The 25,781-nt window shown below is 41.5% G+C and carries 27 protein-coding genes and 1 other RNA gene; 24 read left to right on the forward strand and 4 right to left on the reverse strand.

Translation table 11 applies throughout. The annotated features are described in order from the left end of the window. The first annotated feature begins 22 nt into the window (after nucleotides 1-22). The 5 genes from whiA (at nucleotide 23) to IHV09_RS10595 (ending at nucleotide 4,673) form a co-directional block, all read left to right on the forward strand. Nucleotides 23-964, forward strand: coding sequence for a DNA-binding protein WhiA (gene whiA / locus IHV09_RS10575; protein ID WP_191752265.1), 942 nt, complete (start codon nucleotides 23-25; stop codon nucleotides 962-964). A gap of 41 nt (nucleotides 965-1,005) precedes the next feature. After that, nucleotides 1,006-1,263, forward strand: a complete 258-nt coding sequence (locus IHV09_RS10580) for an HPr family phosphocarrier protein (RefSeq protein WP_066397607.1) — start codon at nucleotides 1,006-1,008, stop codon at nucleotides 1,261-1,263. A 142-nt stretch (nucleotides 1,264-1,405) separates the two neighbouring features. Beyond that, nucleotides 1,406-1,705 carry a hypothetical protein gene (locus IHV09_RS10585; RefSeq protein ID WP_197189756.1) on the forward strand — a complete coding sequence of 100 codons (300 nt, stop codon included), beginning with the start codon at nucleotides 1,406-1,408 and terminating at the stop codon, nucleotides 1,703-1,705. A 299-nt stretch (nucleotides 1,706-2,004) separates the two neighbouring features. Continuing rightward, nucleotides 2,005-3,537, forward strand: coding sequence for an anthranilate synthase component I (gene trpE, locus IHV09_RS10590; RefSeq protein WP_197189755.1), 1,533 nt, complete (start codon nucleotides 2,005-2,007; stop codon nucleotides 3,535-3,537). 158 nt (nucleotides 3,538-3,695) lie between these two features. Further along, the gene (locus IHV09_RS10595; protein WP_197264468.1) at nucleotides 3,696-4,673 is read left to right on the forward strand and encodes a zinc-binding dehydrogenase; all 978 of its coding nucleotides are present in this window, start codon (nucleotides 3,696-3,698) and stop codon (nucleotides 4,671-4,673) included. Between the two features lie 53 nt (nucleotides 4,674-4,726). Here IHV09_RS10595 and clpP read toward each other — a convergent pair whose 3' ends face one another. Both clpP and yvfG read right to left on the reverse strand, forming a co-directional pair. Then, the gene (gene clpP, locus IHV09_RS10600; RefSeq protein ID WP_137791692.1) at nucleotides 4,727-5,329 is read right to left on the reverse strand and encodes an ATP-dependent Clp endopeptidase proteolytic subunit ClpP; all 603 of its coding nucleotides are present in this window, start codon (nucleotides 5,327-5,329) and stop codon (nucleotides 4,727-4,729) included. Nucleotides 5,330-5,547: 218 nt separating this feature from the next. Next, entirely contained in the window at nucleotides 5,548-5,763 is a 216-nt protein-coding gene (gene yvfG / locus IHV09_RS10605) for a protein YvfG (protein ID WP_066245683.1), read from the reverse strand. Nucleotides 5,764-6,098: 335 nt separating this feature from the next. Between yvfG and cspD the strand changes: the two genes are divergently transcribed. The 9 genes from cspD to eno all read left to right on the forward strand — a co-directional run bounded on the left by cspD (nucleotide 6,099) and on the right by eno (nucleotide 15,894). Continuing rightward, entirely contained in the window at nucleotides 6,099-6,299 is a 201-nt protein-coding gene (gene cspD, locus IHV09_RS10610; RefSeq protein ID WP_066245685.1) for a cold-shock protein CspD, read from the forward strand. A 224-nt stretch (nucleotides 6,300-6,523) separates the two neighbouring features. Beyond that, a complete protein-coding gene (gene rpoN, locus IHV09_RS10615; RefSeq protein ID WP_197264469.1) occupies nucleotides 6,524-7,849 on the forward strand; it encodes an RNA polymerase factor sigma-54 in 1,326 nt (441 codons plus the stop codon). Between the two features lie 195 nt (nucleotides 7,850-8,044). Continuing rightward, the gene (locus IHV09_RS10620) at nucleotides 8,045-8,290 is read left to right on the forward strand and encodes a glutaredoxin family protein (protein ID WP_197129352.1); all 246 of its coding nucleotides are present in this window, start codon (nucleotides 8,045-8,047) and stop codon (nucleotides 8,288-8,290) included. 285 nt (nucleotides 8,291-8,575) lie between these two features. Beyond that, the gene (locus IHV09_RS10625; protein ID WP_197264470.1) at nucleotides 8,576-9,598 is read left to right on the forward strand and encodes a sugar-binding transcriptional regulator; all 1,023 of its coding nucleotides are present in this window, start codon (nucleotides 8,576-8,578) and stop codon (nucleotides 9,596-9,598) included. 81 nt (nucleotides 9,599-9,679) lie between these two features. Further along, nucleotides 9,680-10,687, forward strand: coding sequence for a type I glyceraldehyde-3-phosphate dehydrogenase (gene gap / locus IHV09_RS10630; protein ID WP_066397583.1), 1,008 nt, complete (start codon nucleotides 9,680-9,682; stop codon nucleotides 10,685-10,687). Nucleotides 10,688-10,815: 128 nt separating this feature from the next. Then, nucleotides 10,816-12,000, forward strand: a complete 1,185-nt coding sequence (locus IHV09_RS10635) for a phosphoglycerate kinase (protein WP_197264471.1) — start codon at nucleotides 10,816-10,818, stop codon at nucleotides 11,998-12,000. Between the two features lie 218 nt (nucleotides 12,001-12,218). Then, entirely contained in the window at nucleotides 12,219-12,977 is a 759-nt protein-coding gene (gene tpiA / locus IHV09_RS10640) for a triose-phosphate isomerase (protein ID WP_197264472.1), read from the forward strand. Further along, the gene (gene gpmI, locus IHV09_RS10645; protein ID WP_197264473.1) at nucleotides 12,974-14,506 is read left to right on the forward strand and encodes a 2,3-bisphosphoglycerate-independent phosphoglycerate mutase; all 1,533 of its coding nucleotides are present in this window, start codon (nucleotides 12,974-12,976) and stop codon (nucleotides 14,504-14,506) included. Before tpiA ends, gpmI begins: the two co-directional genes overlap by 4 nt. A 95-nt stretch (nucleotides 14,507-14,601) precedes the next feature. Then, complete coding sequence (eno, locus tag IHV09_RS10650; protein ID WP_197129365.1) at nucleotides 14,602-15,894, forward strand: phosphopyruvate hydratase; 1,293 nt, start codon at nucleotides 14,602-14,604, stop codon at nucleotides 15,892-15,894. A gap of 134 nt (nucleotides 15,895-16,028) precedes the next feature. On the opposite strand, the gene IHV09_RS22815 is transcribed toward eno, so the two are convergent. Continuing rightward, on the reverse strand, nucleotides 16,029-16,115 hold the full coding sequence (locus tag IHV09_RS22815) for a putative holin-like toxin (protein WP_225218726.1): 87 nt from the start codon (nucleotides 16,113-16,115) through the stop codon (nucleotides 16,029-16,031). 468 nt (nucleotides 16,116-16,583) lie between these two features. Here IHV09_RS22815 and IHV09_RS10655 point away from each other — a divergent pair, with 468 nt between their 5' ends. The 9 genes from IHV09_RS10655 to ssrA all read left to right on the forward strand — a co-directional run bounded on the left by IHV09_RS10655 (nucleotide 16,584) and on the right by ssrA (nucleotide 23,696). Further along, nucleotides 16,584-17,285, forward strand: coding sequence for an FHA domain-containing protein (locus tag IHV09_RS10655; protein ID WP_197264474.1), 702 nt, complete (start codon nucleotides 16,584-16,586; stop codon nucleotides 17,283-17,285). 443 nt (nucleotides 17,286-17,728) lie between these two features. Beyond that, nucleotides 17,729-17,983 carry a hypothetical protein gene (locus tag IHV09_RS10660; RefSeq protein WP_197129372.1) on the forward strand — a complete coding sequence of 85 codons (255 nt, stop codon included), beginning with the start codon at nucleotides 17,729-17,731 and terminating at the stop codon, nucleotides 17,981-17,983. A gap of 51 nt (nucleotides 17,984-18,034) precedes the next feature. Further along, on the forward strand, nucleotides 18,035-18,367 hold the full coding sequence (locus IHV09_RS10665; RefSeq protein ID WP_144698119.1) for a hypothetical protein: 333 nt from the start codon (nucleotides 18,035-18,037) through the stop codon (nucleotides 18,365-18,367). Nucleotides 18,368-18,456: 89 nt separating this feature from the next. Next, a complete protein-coding gene (gene secG / locus IHV09_RS10670) occupies nucleotides 18,457-18,696 on the forward strand; it encodes a preprotein translocase subunit SecG (protein ID WP_066397553.1) in 240 nt (79 codons plus the stop codon). A gap of 143 nt (nucleotides 18,697-18,839) precedes the next feature. Then, complete coding sequence (locus IHV09_RS10675) at nucleotides 18,840-19,529, forward strand: alpha/beta hydrolase (protein WP_197129378.1); 690 nt, start codon at nucleotides 18,840-18,842, stop codon at nucleotides 19,527-19,529. A gap of 12 nt (nucleotides 19,530-19,541) precedes the next feature. Then, a complete protein-coding gene (locus IHV09_RS10680) occupies nucleotides 19,542-20,288 on the forward strand; it encodes an alpha/beta hydrolase (protein WP_197264475.1) in 747 nt (248 codons plus the stop codon). A gap of 58 nt (nucleotides 20,289-20,346) precedes the next feature. Then, nucleotides 20,347-22,638 carry a ribonuclease R gene (gene rnr, locus IHV09_RS10685; RefSeq protein WP_197264542.1) on the forward strand — a complete coding sequence of 764 codons (2,292 nt, stop codon included), beginning with the start codon at nucleotides 20,347-20,349 and terminating at the stop codon, nucleotides 22,636-22,638. A 104-nt stretch (nucleotides 22,639-22,742) separates the two neighbouring features. Beyond that, nucleotides 22,743-23,210, forward strand: coding sequence for an SsrA-binding protein SmpB (gene smpB, locus IHV09_RS10690; protein WP_197129384.1), 468 nt, complete (start codon nucleotides 22,743-22,745; stop codon nucleotides 23,208-23,210). Nucleotides 23,211-23,358: 148 nt separating this feature from the next. Continuing rightward, nucleotides 23,359-23,696: a transfer-messenger RNA gene (gene ssrA / locus IHV09_RS10695) on the forward strand. Between the two features lie 330 nt (nucleotides 23,697-24,026). Here the strand turns inward: ssrA and IHV09_RS10700 are convergent. Beyond that, complete coding sequence (locus tag IHV09_RS10700) at nucleotides 24,027-24,437, reverse strand: LAGLIDADG family homing endonuclease (protein WP_197189744.1); 411 nt, start codon at nucleotides 24,435-24,437, stop codon at nucleotides 24,027-24,029. Nucleotides 24,438-24,562: 125 nt separating this feature from the next. On the opposite strand from IHV09_RS10700, the gene IHV09_RS10705 reads away from it, so the two are divergent. Then, nucleotides 24,563-25,624, forward strand: coding sequence for a M42 family metallopeptidase (locus IHV09_RS10705; protein WP_197264543.1), 1,062 nt, complete (start codon nucleotides 24,563-24,565; stop codon nucleotides 25,622-25,624). The last annotated feature ends 157 nt before the right edge of the window (nucleotides 25,625-25,781 follow it).

Genomic DNA, 25,781 nt, shown 5'->3' on the forward strand with positions numbered 1-25,781 from the left:
TGGAAGAGAGGTGGTGATGCAGGTGTCTTTTGCTGCAGATACAAAAAAGGAATTAACGCAGCTCGAACTGAAAGATTGCTGTAAAAAAGCAGAGTTAGCTGCCTTAATTCGAATGAATGGTTCCATCTCTTTCAGCAACAGAAAATTGATTCTGGATATCCCGACTGAAAATGCTGCTATTGCAAGAAGAATCTATACGTTGATCAAACGTGTATATCCTTATCACGTAGAGCTATTAGTACGAAAAAAGATGCGCTTGAAAAAGAATAATGTCTACATTGTACGTGTTTCAGAAGAATCAAGAGCATTGTTGGAAGATTTGAAGATTATTGACGGAGCATTTACGTTTACCCGCAACATTGCAGAGGAATTTAATAAGAAGAGCTGTTGTCGCCGTGCATACATGAGAGGTGCGTTCTTAGCAGGTGGGTCTGTAAACCACCCAGAGACAAGCTATCACCTAGAGATATTCTCTATGTATGAAGAGCATACGGTTGCATTAGCTGAACTGATGAACAAATTTGAACTTAAAGCAAAAGTTCTAGAACGCAAAAAAGGTTATATTATCTATTTAAAAGATGGCGAAAAGATTTCAGAGTTCCTGACACTGATCGGCGCTCATCACGCAGTATTATTTTTTGAAGATATTAGAATCTTAAAAGATATGCGTAACTCAGTGAACCGACTCGTAAACTGTGAGACAGCGAACCTCAACAAAACAGTAGGGGCTGCTATGAGGCAGGTCGAGAACATTAAGTTTATTGACGAACAGGTAGGACTTGAGACACTTCCAGATAAGCTGCGCGAGATTGCGCAACTGAGAGTCACGCATCAAGAAATTACCCTCAAAGAGCTTGGCGAGATGGTATCATCAGGCCCTGTTAGTAAATCAGGTGTTAACCACCGATTACGTAAGATTGATGAAATCGCTACGAAGATTAGAAACGGTCAACCCATCCATTGATGTTTTTCATAGAGAGATAAGGTTAGAGGAGGTAAGGTAGAATGGTTGAAAAGAAAGTAACCGTGCAGTTGAAGAGTGGACTGCAAGCACGCCCAGCGGCATTGTTCGTCCAAGAAGCAAACCGTTACACATCTGATGTATTTGTTGAGAAGGAAGGCAAGAAAGTGAACGCAAAGAGCATCATGGGAATCATGAGCTTAGCTGTAGGATCTGGCAGTGAACTTGTACTCGCTGTTGATGGCCCTGATGAGAACGAAGCTGTTGAAGCCCTAGCTGCATTTGTTTCCAAAGCAGAATAACGGGGGTCTGACCCCATACAATTACAAAACCGGTGATTTGTCCTTTCCATAAGGACAAATCACCGGTTTTTTCGATTTTGCAGGGTTGGCCCACACCGTTCACTCTATATACTGTTAAAGAGGAAAAAGGGAGGCGATTATTTTGCATCACACAAGTTTTATGCATGACTGGTCGTTTGCCGCAGGATTAACGATTCTAAATATCCTACTGACTCTTTATCTGATTAAACCTCGAAGAAGTTCTGTACGTTTGATTTTCTGGGTTTTAATGTTGATTTTTATCTTTCTTTATCCTTTAGCATTGGCAGGATTTTCGTTGCAATATCCAGCAAGTTCAGGACTGTTTCTCGGCCTCGCTTTTATGATTACGATTATATTTAGTCTCATCTTATTTTTTAGTGTCTGCTGGGTGTGGGTGATTCGGCATTCTTTTTATCGATAAATGAACCTTAGGAAAAAGCATTCAATATTATTCGATTTTCTATTTCAAATACATCTCATTTCAAAAAGAGATCTACTCATTTGAGAGTTGACAGAAAAGGGGTAACCCTATATATTAATCACTAATCAGGAGAATAGTTAGAGTTGAGATGAGTGGAGAAAAGAGAGCATAGTTTGAGCTGAGTTGAGAGTATTTTAATCCTCCGATTAAACCTCTTTCTTAGTTTATTTATGATGCAAACATCAGCCTCCGCTGTAACAAGCGAGAGGTTTTTATTTTTTGAAAGAGGTGAAAATAACATGTTTATACCAAATATAGAGGAAGTCGTTTCTCTATCAAAAGAAAACTTTAATGTGATTCCAATCGGTTTTACTTACCTATCTGACCATGAAACGTGCATTTCTCAGTTTGAGAGAGTCCGTCATGAAGAACATGCTTTTCTGCTTGAAAGTGTTGAAGGTGGGGAGCGTTGGGCGAGGTATTCGTATATTGGCCGAAAGCCGTTCTTGGTGGTGTCATCATTAGGAAAGACAGTAGATATCACGTTTATAAATGATAATAAAAGTATACAAAAGCACGGTTCTCCGTTAGATATCGTGAAAGACTACGTATCAAGATACAAATCTCCTAAACACTCTTCTCTGCCTCCGTTCACTGGAGGTGCTGTTGGCTTTTTCGGCTATGATCTGATTCATACGTTTGAAAATGTCCCAAGGCCAAAATCTCCATCTGAACAAGAACATGAAATGGAATTTTTGTTCACAGATGAAGTCATCGTATTCGACCATCTGAAACAAAAAACAACGATTGTATGCAATCTGCACGTTTCTCCTGATGATAGTGAAAACAACTTACACGAAAAATATGAACAAGTGTGCGATAGAATTCGTAGAACGTATGAAGAGCTGCAGCAGCCCACAAAAATGAAAGCTGTTCAGACTGAATTTCCTTTATCGGAAATGAAAAAAAACGAGGTTCGTTCTTCACATACAAAAGAAGAATTTTGTAACATGGTGAAGCAAGCGAAGGAATATATCAAAACTGGAGATGTTTTTCAGGTCGTATTATCACAGCGATTCGAACAGGAAACCGAAGCGGACCCGTTCGATGTGTATCGACTTCTGCGATCGATGAATCCTTCTCCATATATGTATTATTACAAATCGAAGGACGCGTATATTGTGGGGGCTTCCCCAGAGCTTCTTGTAAAAGTGGATGACGGATGTGTGGAAAACAGACCGATCGCAGGAACACGTCCAAGAGGCAAAACGCTTCAGGAGGATTTAGCTTTTGAGCAGGACTTGCTTGCTGATGAAAAAGAACGAGCAGAGCATGTTATGCTTGTTGATCTAGGAAGAAACGATGTAGGAAGAGTGAGCGAATACGGAACTGTAGAACTAGATTCATATATGGAGATCGAGCGATATTCACATGTGATGCATATGGTTTCACACGTGACAGGAAAGTTGCAGAAAGATAAGGACTTTTTCGATGCGCTGCGCTCTTGTATGCCGGCGGGAACTGTTTCAGGTGCACCAAAGGTCAGAGCCATGCAGATTATTTCTGAACTCGAACAACAATCACGAGGTGTTTACGGAGGAGCCATCGGATACTTAGGATTTAACGGCCAGATGGACTCTTGTATTGCCATACGGACAATCGTATTTCAGGATGGCAAAGCCTACGTCCAAGCAGGTGCAGGCGTGGTTGCCGATTCGGTTCCTGAGCGAGAGTACGAAGAAACGGTCAATAAAGCAAAAGCTATGCTGAAAGCAATCGAGGGGGGGACAGACCCCAGACAAATACAAACCCCCGTTTTGTCTATTCGGTGAAGACACTCACGACATTAATAATCAACTCATCGAACCATTGATTCATTAAGCAGTAAAACAATCATCATCTGAGCAGATTGCTATTATCAAAAGCTGAAAATGGATATACTGTCCCTTATATTCTTTTCATATTTCCAAACTCAAAGGGGCGAGTATAGATGAAAGCTTTAACGCTTGAAGACAAAAATATGTGGCGTGAGATGAAGGTTCAGGAAACGGAAAAGCCTACTCCTGGACCAGGTGAAGTCTTGATTCAAATTAAGGCAGCTGGTTTGAATCCTGTTGACTATAAAACAGCAACTCATGGAAACCCAGCATGGAACTACCCTCACATCCTTGGTGTTGACGCAGCGGGGATTGTTGAGAAATCAGGTGAAGACGTTTCTGAATTCAAACAGGGAGATCGTGTATTCTTTCATGGGAATTTCATGAAACATGGCGGTTTTGCTGAGTATGCGGTGACAACGGCTCATTCTTTGGCTAGAATTCCTGATGAGCTTTCATTTGAAGAGGCAGCGGCTCTTCCTTGTGCAGGGATGACAGCGTATCAAGCACTTTTTAGAAAGATGAACCTTCAACAAGGGGAGACCATCTTAATTCACGGTGGAGCTGGTGGTGTCGGTGGATTCGCAATCCAGTTGGCTAGACAAATTGGAGCTACCATCATCACAACGTGTTCGCCTGAAAATGAGGACTATGTAAAAAGTCTTGGAGCCGATCACGTGATTTTTTATAAAACAGAAGACGTTCATGCACGTGTTATGGAACTTACGAGCGAAGTTGGAGTCGATGCGGTCCTTGACACGGTTAGCCGTGAGAATGCCACGGAATCATTAAAAAGCATCGCCTTTAACGGACGCATTGCTTTTATTGCAGGAAACCCAGATTATTCGGCTGTAAAGCCTTTCAGTCAGGCTCTTTCTTTTCATGAAATCGCGTTAGGAGCTGCTCATTTCTCAAATTCAATAAAAGCTTTAAAAGATTTAGCGACCATGAACGAAGAATTAGCACATCTTGTCGTCGAAGGGAAAATTTCCGCGATGATCTCTGAAAAAATCTCGTTGGAAGAAGTACCGGCAGGACTGATCAAACTTTCAGAAAGACATGTAAAAGGAAAAATCGTAGCTGTTTTATAAACCACAAAAAAACTGGACTGCAGATCTGCAGTCCAGTTTTTTTATTACCTTACTTATTTTTTAATATCTGTGCTGTCTACAGATGTGATTAGTTTATCAACCAATCCGTATTTAACCGCATCTTCTGCAAGCAAGAAGTTATCACGGTCTGTGTCGCGCTCGATGACTTCAAGCGGCTGACCTGTTTTTTCAGAAAGGATCTTGTTCAGCTGTTCGCGCATCTGGATGATACGACGAGCGTGAATTTCGATATCACTTGCTTGACCACGTGTTCCTCCAAGAGGTTGGTGAATCATAACTTCAGAGTTAGGTAGCACATAACGCTTTCCTTTTTCCCCTGCAGCAAGCAAGAAGGCACCCATAGATGCAGCCATACCGATACAGATCGTGGAAACGTGCGGCTTGATGAAGTTCATCGTGTCATAGATCGCCATACCAGCTGTGATCGAACCACCTGGGCTGTTTATGTATAACGAGATGTCTTTATCAGGATCTTCAGCAGCTAAGAATAGAAGTTGTGCTACGATTGAGTTTGAAACATTATCGTCGATCGCACTGCCAAGCATAATAATACGGTCTTTTAATAGACGGGAGTAGATATCGTAAGCGCGCTCCCCACGGTTCGTTTGTTCAATTACTGTTGGAATTAAGTTCATGGAAATCCTCCTTCTCCTTTTTCAAGTTAAACTGTACTGTCATCATACAAAAAAGGTCAAACAAGGTCAAACGATATGCTGTATGTAACTCATTTCGCCAGCAATGCTCAATATCCTTCTTACACCTTATGTATGGGCTATCATCATAATGCCCGCTATATGCAGGATTTTAAACCTCTACATGTGAAAACAATACCCTTAAATGAGAAAAATAAGCTTTAGTTTTCGTTTTTAATCTCGATATAGGCGGTTTCTAAGTTGCGGATGCGACGTACGATCTCACTGTTTTTGTTAAGATTATCATTAATAAGAGTGCCGACGATCGAACGGTAGTAGGCATTCATCGCATGAGTCTTCGTAAAAACATCTTTATTGCGCTCTATGTATTGCTGAAAATTCTCTTTAAAATAAGGGACTGAAAATGCTTCGCTCACTCGTTGTTCCTCCTTCATTCGTAAAACCCATTCTAAAAGGTCCATGTTCTTTATCTATCATAGCCTATCTTAATGTCTGTGCAAAAGGATAATAAAATTTGTATCCCTTGTTTTGACAATTGAGTTTTAGCATGTTATAGTTAATTCAACCATTTACGTTGTGAATATCTTTTGGATTTAAAGCGGTCGTACTTTTTGAATAAGAAGTGGAACACTTAAAATCCACTTCAGAATTATTCAGATGAGTGCGAATTTTTTTATGCCTTTTTATTTACATAGTAAGTCGGTTAAAAGAGTTAAACCGCTTACATAGCGTTTGTAAGGAGGAAACACCCATGCAAAATGGTAAAGTAAAATGGTTCAACGCTGAGAAAGGTTTCGGCTTCATCGAAGTTGAAGGCGGAAACGACGTATTCGTTCACTTTTCTGCGATTCAATCAGAAGGCTTCAAGTCTCTTGAAGAAGGACAAGAAGTATCTTTCGAAATCGTTGATGGCGAGCGTGGACCGCAAGCTGCTAACGTAACAAAACTTTAATAGTAAAGTTTAAAATGCCAGACTGCCTTCGGGCGGTGCTGGCATTTTTTTGTTGGCTGAAGATCTTAAGAAGTCTTTGTAAGCTAGTATGTAAGCAGAGCTAGCTGTCTTCCTCACAAATACAAATTTATAGGATTTGTATTTGTGTGGGGTCAGACCCCAAATTTTGTAGGATGTATAGCGCTTACATCTGTAGTATGATGAAGGAATAGGGGGGATTTAGAATGGAAATGGGTTTGTTTCAACAACAGAGCATGAACCTTGTCATGACAACTGAATTGCGCCAGGCCATTGCCATCTTACAAGTTCCCAGTTATGAACTGACATCATATCTTCAAGAACAGGCATTAGAGAATCCGCTTATTGAAATTGCAGAACCAAAGGGCATGTTCACGACATTGAAGAAAAGCGTACGGAAAAACGGGGTTAATGGCCGCTCAGATGCACAGCAACCACTCGAGCATCTAATCATAGAGAAGGAAACCTTGTACGACTACCTTTATAAACAATCGATCCTTCTGCCGATCCAAGAACAGGATGGAAGAATATTTCAATACTTACTGCTAAGTGTAGACGAGAGCGGGTATCTAACCGTCTCTGCTGAGGATACAGCACATCGGTTTCAAACAACAGTTGAAAAATGTGAGGAGCTTATCTCGCTCCTTCAAACGTTAGAGCCTGTTGGAATCGGTGCACGAGATCTAAGAGAGTGTCTGTTGCTTCAACTTCAAGAACAACATCAAGAACATACAATAAGCTACATAATCGTAGATCAGTATTTAGACCAGCTAGCAGATCGTAAGATGAAATGGCTATCAACTCATCTAAACGTAACACCACAAGAAGTAGAAGCAGCGGCGGATTTTCTTCAAACACTTGATCCTCGACCAGGCGCTGCATACGCTCCTGCCAACGATCAAGCGTATTTATATCCAGATGTCTCTGTAACAGAAGAGAACGGAAAATTTCACATTGCTGTTAACGAGCAATACTCACCAATGCTCAAGTTGAATGAAAGCTATGGCACACTCTTAAACGGGAAAAACGCAACATCGAAATTTTTAGATGATTCTTTCCAAAAGTTTAATTGGTTGAAAAAGGCTCTAGAACAAAGAAAAGAAACGCTCCTTAACATAACAAATGAGATCGTCAGAGTACAAGAGAAGTATTTTTTAACATTCGATCGATCGGATATGGTACCACTCACTTTAAAAGAAGTGGCAGACGAAATCGGGGTACACGAATCCACGGTAAGTCGAGCTGTCAAAAATAAAGTAATTCAAACATCAAAAGGTGCAGTGGAGCTTAAATCCTTTTTTACAGCTAAAATCTTTACACAAGATGGCGGCAGCGTTTCTGCAACTTCCGCCAAATCGGAAATTAAGAAATTGGTAGAGAACGAAGATAAAACCAAACCTTTATCAGACCAGATACTTGCCTCTCTCTTAGAAAAGAACAGCGGTCTCTCGATATCCCGAAGAACGGTTGCGAAATATCGGGAAGAATTAAACATACCATCTTCTTCAAAACGGAAACGGTATACCTCTTAATCTAAGGTCTTTTCCTCACGGAGAAGTCCTTTTTTTGGCTAGCCAATGCCACTAGAAAGGTGAGACACTGATACATAACGTACGGGTGTGGCTCACTGCCTACCCGGAAAGCGGGCATCAGCAACGGAAATCAACTGCTTTTAAAATCAACGATGAATACAAAACAGCCTAATAAAAAATGAAGGAGCACTAAAAATGGGTGAGAAAAAAGTCATACTTTATACGAAAATACATTGTCCACTTTGTGATGAGGCACATAAACTATTACAGAAGCTGCAGCAGGAGATCTCGTTCACCATAGAATCGATCGACATCTATCAAGATGATCTCCTTCTTGAAAAATACGGACTGATGATTCCTGTTATTGAAGTCGAAGGGAAAGAAATCGACTACGGAATGATCTCGGAAAGTAAAGTAAAGAAAGCGCTTACTAATTTTTAATAAGTAAAAGTTGTTGAAATGTAGTGAGACTATTTGATAATATAAACTTGCCAGAGAGAAATTCGACACTTTTATGACAAAAAGTGAAGTCTGGCACGTTTTAAAAGATCACTTTCAGGGTATTCTACAATAGGTAATATTGGGACTTGGGTCAAACCAAGTTATTTTCTTAAGTTAATGGGACAAAAAATGACTAGCCGGGACATAAAAAGTCCAACGGGGTTTGTCATCAAAAAATTCCAGAGAGCTTAATCGTTCATCTCATTGAATCAGGAGAAATGTGCAATGAAAAAACTTATAGAGATACAAAAGAAGTTGCTGCCAGATCTTCTAGAAACGATGCGAAAGCGATACAACGTTTTAAACGTGGTGAGAATTCATGAACCTATTGGAAGAAGAAGTTTAGCATCAACCTTGAACCTGACAGAACGCGTACTGCGCTCAGAAGTTTCGTTTCTAAAAGATCAAGGACTTCTAAACATTCAGACCGCTGGCATGTCATTAACATCAGAGGGACATGATATTTTACTAGAGCTTTCTGAGATGATGAAAGAATTGTCTGGTTTGCATGTTTTAGAATCAAAACTTAAGGAAATGTTAAATCTGTCAGAAGTCATCGTAGTACCAGGTGATAGTGATCAAGATGTGTGGGTAAAAAATGATATGGGTAAGGCTGCAGCAGACCGATTAAAGCGTCAGCTATCAGCGAAGAACGTTATCGCTGTAACGGGTGGAACAACACTCGCTTCAGTAGCAGAGATGATGTCACCTATACAAAAGGGACAACAGTTATTGTTAGTTCCTGCCCGAGGCGGACTTGGTGAAAAGGTTGAGAACCAAGCGAACACCATTTGTTCCACGATGGCTCAAAAAGCCAATGGGGAATACAGGCTTCTTCATCTACCTGATCAGTTGAGTAAAGAAACGTATCTATCTTTGATGGCTGAGCCAGGTGTGAAAGAAGTCATGGAGCTCATACACTCCGCTGGTATAGTGCTTCACGGGATTGGCGATGCTAAAACAATGGCAGTACGTCGAAACTCAAATCCATCCGTTCTACAAAAGCTGGAGAAAGAAAAAGCTGTTGCAGAAGCATTCGGCTATTACTTTGATCAGCAGGGTGAAGTGGTTCACCGCGTGCGCACGATTGGCTTGCAGCTAGATGAGCTGCAGAATAGTGATTTCATCATGGCTGTAGCAGGCGGATCATCTAAATCCGATGCGATCGCAGCATTCATGAAACACGGTCCGAAAAAGGTTTTAATCACGGACGAAGGAGCTGCCCGACAATTATTGGGACGCTCGTAAGTTCATTTTCAATTCGTTATTAAGGGGATTTCCCTTTATATAAAAAATAAATTCTCTCTTAAATCAAGGAGGTCATTTTACATGGCAACAAAAATTGGTATTAATGGTTTCGGTCGTATTGGCCGTAATGTATTCCGCGCAGCATTCAACAACCCTGAGGTAGAAGTTGTAGCTGTAAACGACTTAACAGATGCTGACACTCTTGCTTTCCTATTAAAGCATGACACAGTACACGGCAAATTCGCTGGTTCTGTTGAAGTTAAGGAAAACGCACTTATTGTAGATGGCAAAGAAATTAAAGTTTTAGCTGAGCGCGATCCAGCACAACTTGGCTGGGGAGACCTTGGTGTAGAAGTAGTTGTTGAATCAACTGGACGTTTCACTAAGCGTGCAGACGCTGCTAAACACTTAGAAGCTGGCGCTAAAAAAGTAATCATTTCTGCTCCTGCTTCTGATGAGGATATCACTGTAGTTCTTGGTGTAAACGAAGACAAGTACGATGCAGCTAGCCACGATGTTATCTCTAACGCATCTTGTACAACGAACTGTCTTGCACCATTCGCAAAAGTTCTTCACGAGAAATTCGGCGTGAAGCGCGGTATGATGACAACTGTTCACTCATACACAAACGATCAGCAAATTCTAGATCTTCCACATAAAGATCTTCGTCGTGCTCGTGCGGCAGCTGAGAACATCATTCCAACTTCAACTGGTGCTGCTAAAGCAGTTTCTCTAGTGCTTCCTGAACTTAAAGGTAAGCTAAACGGTATGGCAATGCGTGTTCCAACTCCAAACGTATCTCTAGTTGACTTAGTTGTTGAACTTGACAAAGAAGTTACTGTTGACGAAGTAAACGCAGCACTTAAAGCTGAAGCTGAAGGCAACCTTAAAGGAATCCTTGGCTACTCTGAAGAGCCGCTTGTATCTACTGACTACAATGGCGACACTCACTCTTCTACAATCGATGCTCTTTCCACGATGGTTATGGAAGGAAACATGGTTAAAGTTGTATCTTGGTACGATAACGAAACTGGATACTCAAGCCGCGTTGTAGATTTAATTGACTATATCGCTAAAAAAGGACTTTAATAGATAGAGAAGAACAATAAGGAGGGGGAGAAGTCGTTTCAAACAGGCTTATACTCCTCTTTCCCATGTAAAACCTGGGGATTGTCGTTTCTTTAATCTTTTTACTAGTCAGGAGGCTGCATGTACTTATGAACAAAAAAAGTGTTCGTGACATCGATCTAAAAGGCAAAGTCGTATTTTGCCGTGTTGATTTTAACGTACCAATGAAAGATGGAAACATTACGGATGAAACGCGTATCAACGCTGCTCTTCCTACCATCAAATACTTAACAGAGCAAGGCGCTAAAGTTCTTTTAGCAAGTCATTTAGGGCGTCCAAAAGGACAAGTTGTTGAAGAGCTTCGTCTAACTCCTGTAGCAGAACGTTTAAGCGAGCTTCTTGGTAAAGAAGTTGTAAAAACGGATGAAGCTTACGGCGAGGAAGTTGAAAAGGCAGTTGCTAACCTAGAAGAAGGCGGCGTGATCTTACTTGAGAACGTTCGTTTTTACCCAGGAGAAGAGAAGAACGATCCTGAATTAGCACAAAAATTTGCTGCACACGCTGATGTGTACGTAAACGATGCTTTTGGAGCAGCTCACAGAGCGCACGCTTCAACAGAAGGGATCGCGAAACATCTTCCTGCTGTTTCCGGTTTGTTGATGGAAAAAGAACTTGAAGTGCTAGGAAAAGCTCTATCGAATCCTGACCGTCCTTTCACTGCCATCATCGGTGGTGCAAAAGTTAAGGATAAGATTGACGTAATCGATAATCTATTAGACAAAGTAGACAACCTGATCATCGGCGGTGGTTTAGGGTATACATTCATTAAGGCGCTTGGCCATGATGTAGGGAAGTCTCTTTTAGAAGAAGATAAGATTGAAACGGCTCGCGGTTTCATGGAAAAAGCTAAAGAAAAAGGCGTGAACTTCCTGATTGCTGAGGATGTTTTAGTAGCTGACGACTTTTCGAACGATGCTAACACGAAAGTAGTAGCGATCGATTCTATCCCATCTGATTGGGAAGGGCTTGATATCGGAACAAAAACGATCGAAAAGTACGTAAAGGTTATTAAAGAATCGAAGCTTGTAATATGGAACGGACCGATGGGTGTGTTTGAGATCGACGCATTCGCAAACGGTACTCGTTCAGTAGCAAACGCACTAGCAGAAGCAACTGACACGTACAGCGTTATCGGTGGTGGAGACTCAGCTGCAGCGGTAGAGAAATTTGGTCTTGCTGATAAAATGAGCCACATCTCAACAGGCGGCGGCGCTTCCCTTGAGTTCATGGAAGGTAAAGAGCTTCCAGGAGTTGTAGCACTAAACGATCGTTAAAAAGCGAGAAGAGGTAATGTGTTTTTACCTCTATGATTAGTTGATTGGAGTGGAAGGTGCGAGACTCTCGGCTAGGACAAGCGGTCAGGTGAGACACTTAGTGGCGCAAAGCGGCAAGTGGCTCACCGCCTGCCCCGCGGAAAGCGAAGCACCTGGAGCGGAAATCAACAGCTTGCAACAAAAGTAAAAGCAATAAAACTCTTTAAGAGGTGAAAAGAATGCGTAAACCTATTATTGCAGGTAACTGGAAAATGAATAAAACTTTAACAGAGGCACGCAGTTTTGTAGAAGAAGTGAAAGGTCTTGTGCCTTCAGCTGAAACTGTAGACTCTGTAATCTGTGCTCCTGCTTTGTTCCTTGACAGCTTAGCAGACGAGTCAGAAGGTACACCACTTGCGATCGGTGCACAAAACATGCACTTTGAAGAAAGTGGTGCGTTCACAGGTGAAATCAGCCCTGTTATGCTAAAAGATCTTAACGTTCAATATGTGATCTTAGGACATTCTGAGCGTCGTGAACTTTTTAGTGAAACAGATGAGCTTGTTAACCAAAAGACACATGCAGCATTCAAACATGGTCTGACTCCAATCGTATGTGTGGGTGAAACGCTTGAACAGCGTGAAGCAGACAAGACGAAGGACGTTGTTAAACAACAGACTGAAAAAGGTTTATCTGGATTAACAGATGAGCAGATGAAACAAACGGTAATCGCATATGAGCCAGTTTGGGCAATTGGAACAGGCAAAACAGCATCTTCTGAAGATGCGAACGAAGTATGTGCTTACATCCGCAGTGTTGTAGCAGAGCAATTCTCTCAAGATGTTGCAGATGCAGTTCGTATTCAATACGGTGGCAGTGTTAAGCCTGACAACATTAAAGAATTAATGGGTATGTCTGATATTGATGGCGCTTTGGTTGGCGGAGCTAGCCTGGAGCCAAAATCTTACCTTCAGCTTCTGGAGGGCGTTAGCCGATGAGTAAAAAACCAGTAGCTTTAATCATCTTAGACGGTTTTGCTTGCCGTAATGAAGACAAAGGTAATGCTGTTGCACAAGCGAAAAAGCCCAACTTTGACCGCTACTGGGAAACGTATCCGCACGCTCAACTAACAGCTAGTGGGGAAGCCGTTGGACTTCCTGAAGGTCAAATGGGTAACTCAGAAGTGGGTCACTTAAACATTGGTGCAGGACGTATCGTCTACCAAAGTTTGACTCGCGTGAACCTATCGATCAAAGAAGGAGATTTTTACGAAAATCAAACGTTTATTGATGCGATGGACCATGTGAAAAAGACTGGCAAAGCACTTCATATCTTTGGATTGCTTTCTGATGGTGGTATTCACAGCCATATCGAACACATTCTTTCACTATTAGAACTAGCTAAAAAGCAGAACGTGGAAAAGGTATATCTGCACGGATTCTTGGACGGGCGTGATGTACCACCGCAATCGGCTAAAGGTTATATTCAAAGAACAGTAGACAAGATGAATGAACTCGGTGTTGGTGAGATTGCAACACTTTCTGGCCGCTACTATTCCATGGACCGTGATAAGCGTTGGGACCGAGTTGAAAAATCATACCGCGCTATGGTTTATGGTGAAGGACCAGATTACAAAGATCCATTTGAAGTTGTTGAAGATTCATACAGCAATGGCGTTCATGATGAGTTCGTTCTTCCTTCTGTTTTAAAACAAGAGAACGGAGAGCCTGTTGCTACCGTTCAAGATGGAGATGCAGTCATCTTCTGTAACTTCCGTCCTGACCGTGCAATCCAAATCTCTCAAGTGTTTACGAACGAAGATTTCCGTGGATTTGACCGTGGAGAAGCGTTCCCGAAAAACCTTCACTTCGTCTGTTTAACACATTTTAGTGAAACAGTGGATGGGAATGTAGCGTTCAAACCTACAAACCTAGATAACACATTGGGTGAAGTTTTATCACAACAAAACTTTAAACAGCTTCGTATTGCCGAAACTGAAAAGTACCCACATGTAACATTCTTCTTTAGTGGAGGACGTGAAGCAGAGTTTCCTGGTGAGACGCGTATCTTGATCGACTCGCCTAAAGTGGCAACGTACGATTTAAAGCCTGAGATGAGTGCTTATGAAGTTACGGATGCGCTTGTAGGAGAGATTGAAGCAGATAAGCACGATGCGATCATCTTAAACTTTGCCAACCCTGATATGGTAGGTCACTCAGGTATGCTTGAGCCTACGATTAAAGCGGTTGAAACAGTGGATGAGTGTTTAGGGAAAGTGGTCGATGCGATCCTTGCAAAAGGAGGAGCAGCGATCATTACAGCTGACCATGGTAATGCTGATGAAGTGATTACGATGGAAGGCAATCCGATGACAGCTCATACAACAAATCCTGTTCCTGTAATTGTGACACAAGAAGGATTGAAACTGCGTCAAGACGGAATCTTGGCCGATCTTGCACCAACAGTTTTAAACCTTTTAGGTGGAGAACAACCAAAAGAAATGACAGGTAAATCATTAATTAACTAAGTTTATTTTACGGAATATGTACAGAGCCTCTTGTGCATAGTGCTCGAAATACCTTATTCTCAAATTACATTTTCTTTTAAAAAGGAGAGACAAATATGTCAGCTATTATTGAAATTTATGCTCGCGAAGTTCTAGACTCTCGCGGTAATCCAACAGTTGAAGTAGAAGTTTACACAGAATCAGGTGCTTTTGGACGCGCAATCGTTCCATCTGGTGCTTCTACAGGTGAATACGAAGCAGTTGAGCTTCGTGATGGCGACAAAGAGCGTTACCTTGGAAAAGGTGTTATGAACGCTGTAAACAACGTAAACGAAAACATCGCTCCAGAACTTATCGGTTTTGATGTACTTGACCAAGTTGGAATCGACCAAACGTTGATCGAGCTTGATGGTACTGAAAACAAAGGTAAGCTAGGCGCTAACGCAATCCTTGGTGTTTCCATGGCTGTTGCACATGCTGCTGCTGATTTCTTAAACGTACCTCTTTACATGTACCTTGGAGGATTCAACTCTAAAACTCTTCCAGTTCCAATGATGAACATCTTAAACGGTGGAGAGCATGCGGATAACAACGTAGACATTCAAGAATTCATGGTAATGCCTGTTGGTGCTGAAAGCTTCCCTGAAGCACTTCGCATGGGTACTGAAATCTTCCACAGCTTAAAGGCAGTTCTTAAAGAAAAAGGGTTGAACACAGCTGTAGGTGACGAAGGTGGATTCGCTCCAAACCTTGGTTCGAACGAAGAAGCTCTTCAAACAATCATGGAAGCGATCGAAAAAGCTGGTTACAAGCCAGGTGAAGAAGTTCGCCTTGCAATGGACGTTGCTGCTTCTGAATTGTTCAACAAAGAAGACGGAAAATACCACCTTTCTGGTGAAGGTGTTGTTAAGACTTCTGAAGAAATGGTTGCATTCTACGAAGATCTTGCTAACAAATATCCGATCGTTTCAATCGAAGACGGTCTTGACGAGAACGACTGGGATGGTTTCAAACTATTAACAGAGCGTATCGGTGACCGCGTACAGCTTGTTGGTGACGACTTGTTCGTAACAAACACAACTAAGCTTGCTGAAGGTATCGAAAAAGGAATCGGTAACTCTATCCTTATCAAAGTTAACCAAATCGGTACGTTGACTGAAACGTTCGACGCGATCGAAATGGCTAAACGTGCTGGTTACACTGCAGTTATCTCTCACCGTTCAGGTGAATCAGAAGATAGCACAATCGCGGACATCGCTGTTGCGACAAACGCTGGACAAATCAAAACAGGTGCTCCTTCTCGTACAGACCGTGTTGCGAAGTACAACCAACTTCTTCGCATCGAAGACGAGCTAGGCAACCTTGCTGTATACCCAGGAATGAACGCATTCTACAACCTTAAAAAATAATTGGGGTCTGACCCCAAACAAAGACAAACTCGCCATTTTGTCTTTGTGAAAAAGACAAGCCCCCGGATCAAGCACTAGAAGTGCTGATTCGGGGGCTGTCTTCATTTTTAAACGGGTAAAGCATACTCTGCTGCTTATCGAGAGCGATTGTTAGAATGAAGGATAGTAACAATGAGCATTGAGAAACTGATCATGAGCGACATCGTTTCAAAAACAGTCATCTTTGATCCCTCCAATCGTGTTACCCTTAAGATTCGTAAAAGCAGGGTTGTCCTATACCCCAAAAGAGAAAGATAGGTAATAAGGCTTGTCTTTCTGGCTTAAACGATTTCAGAATTAATTACATAAAGTGATTTATGGAGTTGTGATCGAATCGAGAGTTTTATGAGCGATTCTAAGATTTTGTGAGCGATTCGAGAGTTTTATGAGCGATTCTAGGAAGTTGTGAGCGATTCGAAAGATTTATGAGCGATTCCAAGACGTTGTGAGCGATTCTAGAACTTCACAAACCTTCTCGAATCTCTATATCACTGCAATCATTCACAAGCGTTCCAAGTTTCTTAAATCACCAAATACTTACCACTGCTCTTGCCGAATTTCTCACAAAACCTCATAATCCTTCTATTTTTAACGAAAATCATTTAAAATGCATATAACAAGTACTTGCTTGATGTACGGGGGAATTTTTGATGAATGATAGTTTATACATACGCATAGAAGCTGGGGATCCTTATGACACGGGGAGTCTCATGCCATTAAAACATGAAGGAGAAGCATTAGTCTTTGGACGCTCTTCTCAAACGAACGAAACAGATGTGTCATTTATCAGCCCTTATGTATCTCGAAAGCATGCTGAGATTTACATGCAAGATGGGGTATCTTTTATTCGAGATCTTGATTCAAAGCACGGAACGGCGCTCAATAATCAGCTGCTCGAGCCACATATGCCAAAACAGTTGCAATCTGGAGATGTGATCAGCTTGGCAAAGGGAGTTATTCTTTTAACCTATCTGAACACTCAAGAAGATCAATCAGATCTTACGATGGAGTTTACTTCACCTATTCAACCAGCAGAATCACAGATCACGAGTGGGTTGCATATCATTCCAGAACGCCGCCAGATTTCGATTGATGGTGAGCCTTTATTTCTGTCAGGAAAGCACACCGACCTTCTTGTATTTTTATATCGAAAAAAGAATCAGGCAGTCAGCAGTGACGAAATAAAGATTCAAATATGGCCGGAGCGAATGGTTGCCGGTTCGAACGATATCCCTGACGTTGGAAACGATGAGATCAATGCACTTGTTTACCGACTCAGAAAGAAGCTTGGTCCATACGGAGATGCTATCGTTACTGTCCCACGTTATGGATACATGTTGCAGATTAATTAAATAGAAACACCCCCAAGAGTCTGTTAGAACCCAATCGTTCTAATAGGCTTTTTTATTATAGTAAAAGGCTGTTTTCGTACTTTATTGCTTTTGGAAGTGTTGATTTCCGTTCCAGGATGCTCGCTTTCCACGGGGCAGGCGGTGAGCCACATTCGTACGTTTCACTTTTAAGTGTCTCACCTGCCCGCCTGTCCCGTAGGAGTCTCGCACCTTCCACTACAATCAACAGTCAAAGAAGTAACTAAAAAGATTTAAAAGCAATAATCTTTTAGAAAACAGCCTAAAAAAATACAATCTAATTATCAGAAACTTATCATTTTCGTATGAGGAAAGAGTCATGATAAATCCATTTTAGAGTAGACAAAAAGAGAGTAAATTAAATAAAAGGAAAAAACTCCTTTTTAAAAAAGATGTTTCTTTTAAATAGGTGTGGTGAGGAAGTAATGAGGGTAGAGGAAACTAGACGGGATCGAAGAGGAAGATCATTTCGGTTTCGATTAATCAGAGCATTTATCATTCTACTATTTACGATTTTGTATATACGAACCTATGAACTGCAGATAACGAATGGAGAAAGAGCTCGTTTGAAATCTGAGACCTATAAAGATGTTGTGATCAAAAAATCCATTTTCAATGATAACTACTACTCGTCAAAAAAAGACACACCACTAGAAACAGACATAAAACATAACAAGTAACAGTAAAATGAAAATGGGGGATGTCCCCATTAATGCGAAGAGGGGATGTTTATGATGCAACCACTTAAACAAGAATCTTCGGATGGTGCAGAAAACAAACTGGAAAAATTGAATCCGATCAGCTTTATTGGAAAAGTGAAAGAAACCAATGGCCAAGTATTTACCATCTCTCATAAAAAAACGTTGATGAAAGTAAAACTGGACGCTAAGACAGAGCTGCTCGATGGAGACAAGACGCTAGATATCGCGCCAGATGAAGCCGTGCAGCCAGGAGCTACCGTTCAAGTAGTTGGGATGTTAAACAAAAGACTGAATGTTATAAGAGCGGTTCGTCTCTATATTTTTCATAAAGAATTCGATATCAACTATTCAGGAACAAATTAATGAAGGTTCTGAAAAAAACTTTGCCTCGTCCCTTCAAGTTATGGTACATTTAGGGTAATGTAACGTGGAACGGTGGAGGTGTAACATACATGCTAACAGCAGCAAAAATCCTTCTTATTTTAGTATCAGTCGCATTAATCGTTGTCGTTGTTCTTCAATCAGGTCGTTCGGCAGGATTATCAGGTGCGATTACAGGTGGAGCTGAACAGCTTTTTGGTAAACAAAAAGCACGTGGAATCGACGCATTGCTAAGTAAGTTAACGATCATTCTTGCAGTGTTGTTCTTCATTCTAACAATATCAGTAGCATACTTTATTCCGATGAACTAAAGAACAGTCAAAAACAACAAGCGGTGAATGCCGCTTGTTGTTTTTTTAGTCTATAGAAACGCCGCATAACCTTTATGAGAGTGGTTGTGATATGATTTGTTACGAGGATAAAAGGGTAACCTATAGACAAAAAAGGTGGTAGCATGATCGGGTGTCTTTGTTTGCATGGGTTCACGGGTGGACCTTATGAGATCGAGCCAATTACTGAATATCTTGAAAAGCATACAGACTGGTTATTATCTGTGCCCACTTATCCTGGACACGGAACCGAACTCTCATTAAGAGGTAGAACACATACAGAATGGCTTCAAGAAGCGGAAAGTGCCTATTTGGAGCTTCGAGAAAAGGTTGAACAGATCTATATTGTCGGCTTTTCGATGGGCGGCATGATCGCGGGTTATCTAGCTTCCAAATATGGTTGCGACAAATTGATTCTGTTGAACGCAAGTGCATACTATCTCAATCCTGCACAGATGATTAAAGATATTGCTAATATGATGGTCTCTGGTCTGAACGGTCAACTAAGAGATCATGAATTATATAAGAGGTATAGAAAAAAGTTCCTTGATACACCTTTTAGAGCAACGAGAGAGTTTCAAAAGCTTGTAAGAATGATCAAACCTGAATTCTCACAAGTATCAGCACCGACTTTAATCGTTCAAGGGGAATGTGACGGCCTTGTTCCTAAAAGAAGTGCTGAATATCTGTATGGAGCGATAGCAGCCTCTAACAAGCGTCTTTGTTATTTTAAACAGTCCAAGCACATGATTTGTCATGATGTAGAGAAAGAAGAATTAATTCAAGAAGTATATCAATTTTTAATGAATGAATAGGAGAGGTACAACATGAAAATCGCAGCACCAAAACCGTTTTTCTTTGAAGGTGGAAAGCGGGCAGTCTTAATGTTACATGGGTTCACAGGCAGTTCAGCCGATGTACGAATGATGGGGAGATTTCTGCAGAAGAAGGGCTATACATGTCACGCTCCTCAGTATAAAGGACATGCCGTTCCTCCTGAAGAATTAGTACACACAGGGCCCAAAGACTGGTGGGAAGATGTGATTGGCGGCTACAATCATCTAAAAGAAAAAGGCTACGACGAGATTGCTGTTTGCGGTCTTTCGTTAGGTGGAGTATTCTCTTTAAAACTTGCTACGGACCACCCTGTAAAAGCCGTTATTCCGATGTGCGCACCGATGTCCATCAAGAGTGAAGAAGTGATGTATAAAGGGGTTTGTGCGTACGCTGAAGAATATAAAAAGCGTGAACAGAAATCAGCAGAACAGATTCAAGCAGAGATGGAAGAATTCAAAAAAACACCAATGAACACGTTAAAAGCTCTACAAGACCTTATTCAAAGTGTAAGAAATTCGGTAGATCTCGTATATGCACCTACCTTTGTTGTGCAGGCTAGAAATGATGAAATGATAAACACGGATTCTGCAAATATTATCTATGATGAAGTAGAAAGTGAAACGAAAGATTTAAAGTGGTATGAAAACTCATCACACGTTATTACATTAGACAAGGAAAAAGAACAGCTGCATGAAGATGTTTATGCTTTCTTAGAAGACCTTGATTGGTCAGAATAGAACCTTTTTTCCTTAAAAAGGAGGTCAGTTTTTGGATAAACTGCAAATACTCCAGATCATGAAAGAATCGGAAAAACCGATGACAGTAACAGAGATTGAAGAAGCTCTTCAACTTCCTGACGCTGAAGCTTTCAAGAAACTGGTTTTAACACTTAACGAACTAGAAGATGAAGGTTCTGTCGTTCGAACACGTACGAACCGATATGGATTGCCTGAAAAAATGAGTCTGATTAAAGGCCGCGTTCAAGGTCACGCGAAAGGCTTTGCGTTTCTAATCCCTGAGGACTCTGAACAAAAAGATGTGTACATCTCACAATCTGATATGAATGGTGCGATGAGTGGAGACACGGTGCTCGTACGCCTCAACCAAACCTCTTCAGGATCACGTCCTGAAGGTACGATCATTCGTATTTTAGAGCGAGGGGTTACAGAGGTTGTCGGAACGTTCCAAGAGAGCCGTAAATTCGGTTTTGTTGTGGCTGATGATAAACGGATCCCAAATGACATCTTTATCCCGGCAGACGGCGTTAACGGAGCTGTAGAAGGACATAAGGTGCTTGTGAAGATCACAAAATATCCTGAAGGCAAAAACAGTGCCGAAGGAGAGATCATCCACATCATCGGACATAAGAACGATCCAGGGGTAGATATCATCTCTGTTATCTTCAAACATGGACTGCCAAGAGAGTTTCCAGTTGAAGCACTCGAGCAAGCTCATAACACACCAGATGAGATCGATCCAAAAGATATTGAAGGACGTCGCGATCTTCGGAACGAAACGATTGTAACGATTGATGGAGCAGACGCGAAAGACTTGGATGATGCGGTTCATGTGATCAAGCTGCCTAACGGTCATTATAAGCTTGGCGTACATATCGCAGATGTTACGCACTATGTAACCGAAGATTCTCCGATCGATAAAGAAGCGCAAGAACGAGGTACGAGTGTGTACTTAGTCGATCGTGTTATCCCGATGATCCCACATCGTCTATCGAATGGTATCTGTTCATTGAACCCGAAAGTTGATCGCTTAACGATCTCGTGTGAGATGGAGATCAACCACGATGGAGAAGTCATTAAACATGAAATCTTCCCGAGTGTGATCAAAACAACAGAACGAATGACGTATACAGATGTTCGTAAAATTTTGCAGGATGAAGACGAAGCAGTTAACAAGAAATACGAATCTCTTATCCCTTTCTTTAAGCTGATGGGAGAGCTTGCTGAAGTTCTTCGTAAAAAACGTTTTGCACGCGGTGCGATTGACTTCGATTTCTCTGAAGCAAAAGTACTCGTAGACGAAAACAGCGATCCACAAGATGTTGTTCTTCGCGAGAGATCAGTCGCAGAAAAACTGATCGAAGAATTCATGCTTTGTGCGAATGAAACTGTAGCTCAGCATTTTCACGAGCTCGAGCTTCCGTTCATGTACCGAATCCATGAAGATCCTGATGAAGGCAAATTAGAGCGTTTCTTAGAGTTCATCGGTATGTTTGGTTATGCGTTAAAAGGCACCGCGAGCGATATTCACCCGCGAAGCCTTCAACAGTTACTAGAAACCGTAAAAGGCGAACCGGAAGAAATGGTGATCTCAAAGATCATGCTTCGTTCCATGAAGCAAGCGAAATATGATCATATGTCACTGGGTCACTACGGATTAGCGACAGAGTTCTATACACATTTCACGTCACCGATTCGTCGTTACCCAGACTTGATCGTACACCGCCTCATCCGTACGTACCTGTTTAAAAAAGACACAGGACCAAAAACAGTCAGTCATTGGAAAGCGGAACTTCCAGGGATCGCTAAACATTCATCCGCGATGGAACGCCGTGCCGTTGATGCGGAACGCGAAACAGATGAGCTGAAAAAATCACAGTTCATGCTTGATAAGATCGGGGAAGAGTTTGATGGCGTGATCAGCTCTGTGACGAACTTTGGATTGTTCGTTGAACTTCCGAACACGATTGAAGGACTCGTACATGTTAGCTACTTAACAGACGACTACTACCGATTTGATGAGAAGTTTATGGCGATGATCGGTGAGCGAACAGGTAACGTGTTCCGAATCGGTGATGAGATTTCTATCCGAGTTGCGAACGTAAATGTAGATGAACGCGCGATTGATTTTGAAATCGTCGGAATGAAAGGAACACCTCGTAAACGCTTTAAAGATCGCCAGAAAGTGATCGATATTGGGGATACACCAAAACGCGGAAGAGGAAGAAGAAGCAAGAACCGCACGAGTGAATCTGAGCGTTCAAGCGGCCCTCAAGATTCAAAGAAGGGGAAGAAAAAGCCTTTCTATAAACCAGTAGCTAAGAAAAAAGGCAAGAAAAAGAAGAAATAATAAGCATGTTCAGTCAAGGTTCATCTATAGTGGTGAACCTTGACGTTATTTGACCATATTGCTATAATTAAACTTCACTTGCTGTGGGGAGGATTGAGTTTTACATGCCAAAAGGAGAAGGGAAAGTAGTCGCACAGAATAAGAAAGCGCGGCACGATTACCACGTCGAAGAAACATTTGAAGCAGGAATTGTCCTTCAGGGCACGGAGATTAAATCCATTCGCGCAGGCAGGGCTAATCTAAAAGATTCTTTCGCACGTGTGCAAAACGGCGAGTTGTTTCTACACAACATGCACATTAGCACATACGAGCAAGGAAATCGGTACAACCATGATCCACTTCGTACGCGTAAGTTGCTTTTACACCGCAAAGAGATCAATAAGCTGTTAGGTGCTACTAAAGAACAAGGATATTCGATTGTTCCTTTGAAAATGTATCTGAAGAATGGTTTTGCGAAGCTTTTGATCGGACTTGCAAAAGGGAAGAAGCATTACGATAAGCGTGACGATCTGAAGAAGAAGGATGCGAAGCGAGAAATTGAACGTGCATTCCGAGATCGACAAAAAGATTAATTGGTTCCTTTTACAGGATGTTACAATTGAGACGATGAAGCAAAAATGTTATACTGAGTACACAAGTGAATAGAAGCGATTGAGCTTTTATCTCTTTCCGAGGTTCGGCAGAATTAAGTTTCTGCTTACCATTTTATAATGGGGACGTTACGGATTCGACAGGGGTAGTTTGAGCTTAAGTTGCGAGTCGAGGGGGTCGGCCTCGTTAAAACGCCACAGCCAATAACTGGCAAACAAAACAACAACTTAGCTTTAGCTGCGTAATAGCACTTTAGCTGTTCCTCCCTCCATCGCCCATGTGGTAGGGTAAGGGACTCACTCTTAGTGGGCTACGCCGGTTGTCCTCCGCCTGAGGACGATGGAAGAGAATAATCAGGCTAGCGGTCCAGGCGCCTGTCGGCTGGCAGACGGATCCGCGAAATGCGAATAAACCGACTACACTCGTAGAAGCTTAAGTGCCAATATCTTTGGACGTGGGTTCGATTAATAATTAGTCGCCTTATGTGGTAACACATAAGTGATAATTCGGCTTTATCGGTGAAACCTAACCAACGTTTATCGTTGCAAGGCAATGCCGAGCGGTATGTGGAGCAATTCAACAGCCGTGTATCGACTTATAGGCTGCCATTCTGGTAGTACTAGGATACGAAATTTGCTTGGAATCAAGTAAAATTATATTTCGTATAATACGCCGAAGGACCTGATTCTTCAGGTTCAAGATATAGTCAGTGCCATGACGAAAGCATGGAATAACATGTCCCACCGTCTCCACCATACATAGGTGGATAACAGATCAGCAGTTTATGCTGGTCTTTTTTATTTTAATTCAAAAAAATTCTTCTCAAATAATAATTTCTGATTCAATTGATCAGTTGTATATTTACCATTTCGAGAGGTAACGCGATTATATTCTCCAAGAATGAATAGAGCTCTATTTCTTTTTTTATCTATTCTTAAAAAAGGAACAATTTGATTTAAGATAGAAAAAATAGTATTTTTCTTTTTAATCGTTAATGTAAATGATTTTTTATGAATATTTGGTTGATAATTCTTTTTACCGATTACTATTCCTCCAGTGAGTGATTGAACATATTGCAACAGTTCTAAGTCAGTAGATGCAATTGATATACAAGGCCGTCGAAATTCCTTCTTGTGCATTCTTGTCAGCATGATACTACCTTCTCCGTCAATTACCCCAGCTAGGTAAGCAGCTTCCCATTCTTTCATAAATGTCACCTTTTTCCTTTTATCTTAACATAAAATCGAACAAATGTTCCTATTTAGAATAAAAAAAGTTTTGGTAATAAAAATTTATCTTTTCCCCATCCTATAAAATAGGAAGGTGAAAAATGATGGACTTATTAAAAGAGCTAACCGAAACGAATGGTGCTCCTGGTTTTGAAAAAGCGATCCGAGAGATCATGAAACGTGAGATCAGCAAAACAGGTGCCACATTAATGAACGACCATATCGGTAGTGTGTTTGGAGAAAAAAACGGATCTACGAATGACGGTCCTAAAATACTTCTTGCAGGCCACATGGACGAAGTCGGATTTATGGTCAGTGAGATTACAGAACAAGGGTATTTACGCTTCGTTCCATTAGGAGGCTGGTGGTCACAAGTCCTTCTCGCGCAACGTGTCCATGTTCAGACGAAAAGTAAGACGTTCACCGGTGTCGTTGGATCAAAGGCACCTCATATCTTAACGGCAGACGAACGAAACCGGGTTTATCCGATGAAAGAGATGTTTATTGATATTGGTGCGAAGGATAAAGACCAGGTGAAGGAGTGGGGAATTAGAGTAGGAGATCCGATCCTTCCGATATGCCCCTTTGAACTGATGCCTGACGGTGACACCATTCTTGCTAAAGCACTCGATAATCGAGCAGGCTGTTATACAGCGCTTCAGGTTTTAGAACAACTTAAAAACGTCAAGCATCCAAACACGGTCTATTGTGGTGCAACCGTTCAAGAGGAAGTAGGGCTTAGAGGAGCAATCACTGCACCAGCCATTATGGAGCCAGATGTCGCGATTGCTCTTGATGTGGGCGTTGCAGAAGATGGTCCTGGTGGGAACCCGAACAAGGCGAAGCTCGGAAAAGGACCCCTCATTACGTTTCTCGATTCGTCGATGATTCCGCACACCGGTTTTCGTGATTTAATTATCGAGGTTGCAGAGAAACATAACATACCTTACCAAGTAGATGTGATGCTCGGCGGGGGAACTGATGCAGGTAAGTTCCATCTCTTCAAAAAGGGTATCCCAAGTCTTGTAGTGGGAGTGGCGGCTCGCTACATCCACAGTCATACATCCATGATCAGTAAAAGCGACTTAGAAAATAGCACAAAGCTTTTAGTAGAGCTAGTAAAGGTTATGGATAAAGAAAAACTTCATTCGCTTTTGGATTACTAAACACTACTCAAAAAAACCTCGTTGGATTTTATTCCGACGGGGTTTCTCACTTTATCGCAATATGTTACAGTGTTATAAAAAGTTTTACATCATTCTTTGCTAATCATCAAAAAACGTCTATTATATAGAGATGAGAGTATAAGTTGTTAAAGGAGAT

It is taken from the genome of Fictibacillus sp. 23RED33, from assembly GCF_015903925.1.
GTDB lineage: Bacteria > Bacillota > Bacilli > Bacillales > Fictibacillaceae > Fictibacillus > Fictibacillus phosphorivorans.

Excerpts from the sequence above, each read along its gene's own strand:
- IHV09_RS10580 (WP_066397607.1), top strand. The coding sequence starts at position 1,006 with ATGGTTGAAAAGAAAGTAACCGTGCAGTTGAAGAGTGGACTGCAAGCA.
- trpE (WP_197189755.1), top strand. The coding sequence starts at position 2,005 with ATGTTTATACCAAATATAGAGGAAGTCGTTTCTCTATCAAAAGAAAAC.
- IHV09_RS10595 (WP_197264468.1), top strand. The coding sequence starts at position 3,696 with ATGAAAGCTTTAACGCTTGAAGACAAAAATATGTGGCGTGAGATGAAG.
- clpP (WP_137791692.1), bottom strand. The coding sequence starts at position 5,329 with ATGAACTTAATTCCAACAGTAATTGAACAAACGAACCGTGGGGAGCGC.
- cspD (WP_066245685.1), top strand. The coding sequence starts at position 6,099 with ATGCAAAATGGTAAAGTAAAATGGTTCAACGCTGAGAAAGGTTTCGGC.
- rpoN (WP_197264469.1), top strand. The coding sequence starts at position 6,524 with ATGGAAATGGGTTTGTTTCAACAACAGAGCATGAACCTTGTCATGACA.
- IHV09_RS10620 (WP_197129352.1), top strand. The coding sequence starts at position 8,045 with ATGGGTGAGAAAAAAGTCATACTTTATACGAAAATACATTGTCCACTT.
- IHV09_RS10625 (WP_197264470.1), top strand. The coding sequence starts at position 8,576 with ATGAAAAAACTTATAGAGATACAAAAGAAGTTGCTGCCAGATCTTCTA.
- gap (WP_066397583.1), top strand. The coding sequence starts at position 9,680 with ATGGCAACAAAAATTGGTATTAATGGTTTCGGTCGTATTGGCCGTAAT.
- IHV09_RS10635 (WP_197264471.1), top strand. The coding sequence starts at position 10,816 with ATGAACAAAAAAAGTGTTCGTGACATCGATCTAAAAGGCAAAGTCGTA.
- tpiA (WP_197264472.1), top strand. The coding sequence starts at position 12,219 with ATGCGTAAACCTATTATTGCAGGTAACTGGAAAATGAATAAAACTTTA.
- gpmI (WP_197264473.1), top strand. The coding sequence starts at position 12,974 with ATGAGTAAAAAACCAGTAGCTTTAATCATCTTAGACGGTTTTGCTTGC.
- eno (WP_197129365.1), top strand. The coding sequence starts at position 14,602 with ATGTCAGCTATTATTGAAATTTATGCTCGCGAAGTTCTAGACTCTCGC.
- IHV09_RS22815 (WP_225218726.1), bottom strand. The coding sequence starts at position 16,115 with ATGACTGTTTTTGAAACGATGTCGCTCATGATCAGTTTCTCAATGCTC.
- IHV09_RS10655 (WP_197264474.1), top strand. The coding sequence starts at position 16,584 with ATGAATGATAGTTTATACATACGCATAGAAGCTGGGGATCCTTATGAC.
- IHV09_RS10660 (WP_197129372.1), top strand. The coding sequence starts at position 17,729 with ATGAGGGTAGAGGAAACTAGACGGGATCGAAGAGGAAGATCATTTCGG.
- IHV09_RS10665 (WP_144698119.1), top strand. The coding sequence starts at position 18,035 with ATGATGCAACCACTTAAACAAGAATCTTCGGATGGTGCAGAAAACAAA.
- secG (WP_066397553.1), top strand. The coding sequence starts at position 18,457 with ATGCTAACAGCAGCAAAAATCCTTCTTATTTTAGTATCAGTCGCATTA.
- IHV09_RS10675 (WP_197129378.1), top strand. The coding sequence starts at position 18,840 with ATGATCGGGTGTCTTTGTTTGCATGGGTTCACGGGTGGACCTTATGAG.
- IHV09_RS10680 (WP_197264475.1), top strand. The coding sequence starts at position 19,542 with ATGAAAATCGCAGCACCAAAACCGTTTTTCTTTGAAGGTGGAAAGCGG.
- rnr (WP_197264542.1), top strand. The coding sequence starts at position 20,347 with ATGAAAGAATCGGAAAAACCGATGACAGTAACAGAGATTGAAGAAGCT.
- smpB (WP_197129384.1), top strand. The coding sequence starts at position 22,743 with ATGCCAAAAGGAGAAGGGAAAGTAGTCGCACAGAATAAGAAAGCGCGG.
- IHV09_RS10700 (WP_197189744.1), bottom strand. The coding sequence starts at position 24,437 with ATGAAAGAATGGGAAGCTGCTTACCTAGCTGGGGTAATTGACGGAGAA.
- IHV09_RS10705 (WP_197264543.1), top strand. The coding sequence starts at position 24,563 with ATGGACTTATTAAAAGAGCTAACCGAAACGAATGGTGCTCCTGGTTTT.